The organism is Brachyspira pilosicoli (assembly GCF_019402445.1).
Classification (GTDB): domain Bacteria; phylum Spirochaetota; class Brachyspiria; order Brachyspirales; family Brachyspiraceae; genus Brachyspira; species Brachyspira pilosicoli_B.
Genome location: NZ_SRZM01000410.1, coordinates 1 through 2,326, shown reverse-complemented (window position 1 = coordinate 2,326; position 2,326 = coordinate 1). Strand labels below are relative to the sequence as shown.

2 protein-coding genes and 1 pseudogene are annotated in these 2,326 nt (G+C 27.6%); 1 reads left to right on the top strand and 2 read right to left on the bottom strand.

Going from position 1 to position 2,326, the window contains the following annotated elements; genetic code table 11:
- Together E6A48_RS11475 and E6A48_RS11470 are read right to left on the bottom strand one after the other, a co-directional pair.
- Positions 1-223 (bottom strand): annotated as a pseudogene (locus E6A48_RS11475) (PIN/TRAM domain-containing protein); the annotation flags it as partial.
- Positions 224-317: 94 nt separating this feature from the next.
- Positions 318-893, bottom strand: a complete 576-nt coding sequence (locus E6A48_RS11470) for a CarD family transcriptional regulator (protein WP_219710443.1) — start codon at positions 891-893, stop codon at positions 318-320.
- A gap of 197 nt (positions 894-1,090) precedes the next feature.
- On the opposite strand from E6A48_RS11470, the gene ispG reads away from it, so the two are divergent.
- Positions 1,091-2,125, top strand: coding sequence for a flavodoxin-dependent (E)-4-hydroxy-3-methylbut-2-enyl-diphosphate synthase (gene ispG / locus E6A48_RS11465; protein WP_219710442.1), 1,035 nt, complete (start codon positions 1,091-1,093; stop codon positions 2,123-2,125).
- Positions 2,126-2,326 lie beyond the last annotated feature (201 nt).

Below are 2,326 nucleotides of genomic sequence, written 5' to 3'. Positions count from 1 at the left end.
CATTTAAAGTAAGTATTACAGTTATTATTGTAAGAACGAATGATACAAAAATGACTAAAGTCGTTTTTGAAGATTTTTTTCTTATGAAAAATAAATCTAATAATATTATAATAATAGAACTTACAATAAAGAATGTAATAGTATTTATATTAAAAAGTTTATTATAAATATAATCAAATATAAGTGCTAAAATAGAACAAGCAAAATAAATTATTCTCCACATAACAGTTTCTCCTTAAAAACTAAAAAGAGCTCGAGTTATTTTTATGTTTTTTATTTTTTATATTAGTTTCAAATAGAATAAATTAATAAATATTTCACTCTTCTTTTTTCTTTTTTTTGGTAGGCTTAGCAGCAGCTTTAGTTGGTTTAATAAGTTCTTTTTCAGCAGGTTTAGTTTTAAACTTTTTAGCTGATTTTTCTAATGCATTAGATACTATATCTTCAATTTGGTCTTTATCTTTTTTCAATGCTATACTAATTTCATTTACTATAAACATATATGCTTTTTCATACAAACGTTTTTCGCTTGCAGATAATTCTTTTAATTTATTTCTAGTAAACAAACTTCTTGCCACTTCTATAGTATCTTCAATTTCACCAGTTTTTAATTTTACTTCATTTTCTTGATAACGAATTTTCCAATTATTTTCTATATCATGAGGTTTAGTTTGTAAAAGGTTCAAAAAATTTTCAGCTTCTGCTTTAGATATTATCTTACGTATACGATATTCTTTAACTCTATTTATAGGAACTTTTAATGTGATATTTTCGCCTTCACATTCAAGTATATAGCATTCTACAATGGAAGAATTTACTTTATTATCTTCTATACCTATGACTTTGCATATTCCATACATAGGGTAAACAACATAACTATTTACTTTATACATAATTCTTTTTAAATAAGCCTTTATTTATTCTAGTAATTTATTCTACTAATTTAAAAAATATCTAAAAGTATTATATACTAAAAAAGCAAAAAATCAAGGAAAAAATAAACTAACCTCAATACTATATAAAAACACTTTGACAATTTTTTTATTAGATATAAAATCAATGTTGTATTTATAAGTTTATGAGGAAAATGATGAGTAAGATAGTTAAAGTTGGAAACATACTAATAGGAGGCGGAAATCCTGTTAGTGTGCAATCTATGACAAATACTGATACTAGAAATATTAAAGAAACTGTACTTCAATTAAAGTCTTTAGAAGAGGCTGGAGTTGATATTGTAAGGCTTGCTGTACTTGATATGGAGGCTGCTCAAGCTATAAAAGAGATAAAAAAACAAACTAAACTTCCTTTAATAGCGGATATACATTTTGATTATAGGCTTGCTTTAGAGAGCATGAAAAGCGGTATTGACGCTTTGAGGCTTAATCCAGGTAATATAAAAGATAAAGATAAAGTAAAAGAGGTTATAAAAGAGGCAAAAGACAGAGATTTAACTATAAGAGTTGGTGTTAATGGCGGAAGTTTGGATAGGGCTATATACAAAGAAGTAAATGCTCAAAATATGGTAAAAAGTGCCTCTGAGCATATAAAATTAATGGAAGACTTAAACTTTACAAATATAAAAGTATCATTAAAAGCATCTGATATAAAAACAACAATAGAGGCAAATACATTATTTAGAGAGAAATTTGATTATCCTATACATTTAGGTGTTACGGAGGCTGGTACATTAAGAAGTTCTTTAATTAAAAGTACTAGTGCCTTATCATATTTGCTTATGCAAGGAATAGGGGACACTATAAGATATTCTATTACAGGGGACCCTGTTGAAGAAGTAATGGCAGGAAAGATGCTTCTTAAATTTTTGGGTTTAAGAAAAGAGCCTTCTGTTGAGATAATATCATGCCCTACTTGCGGAAGATGTCAGGTAAATGTGGAGGAGGTTGCTAGTTTTATAGAAAAGCATGTACAAAATATAAAGAAAAATATCACTATTGCTATAATGGGCTGTGTGGTTAATGGACCTGGAGAAGCTAAGCATGCAGATTTTGGAGTGGCAGGAAGTGCAGACGGTAACTTTATATATTTTGAAAAAGACAATGAACCTATAAAGGTATCAAAAGAGAATATTATAAGTTTTATCACAAAGAAGATAGAAGAGTTTTAGGATATACTAAAAATTTTTATTTTATAAATTTTTGTTGTTCTTTTTCCCGCCGCTACACGGTGTGGACTTCGTCAAAGTTTTTACCCTTCGGGCACGCTTCGCTAAAGTACAAATATTAGATTTTTACATATTATTGATATATTTAATAAAAAACAATATTTATATTTAGACTAAAATGCAGTTCTTCGCGAAGCGTATCCG

Bases quoted from the DNA above. Each gene is read 5' to 3' on its own strand.
- E6A48_RS11470 (WP_219710443.1), bottom strand. From the start codon at position 893: ATGTATAAAGTAAATAGTTATGTTGTTTACCCTATGTATGGAATATGC.
- ispG (WP_219710442.1), top strand. From the start codon at position 1,091: ATGAGTAAGATAGTTAAAGTTGGAAACATACTAATAGGAGGCGGAAAT.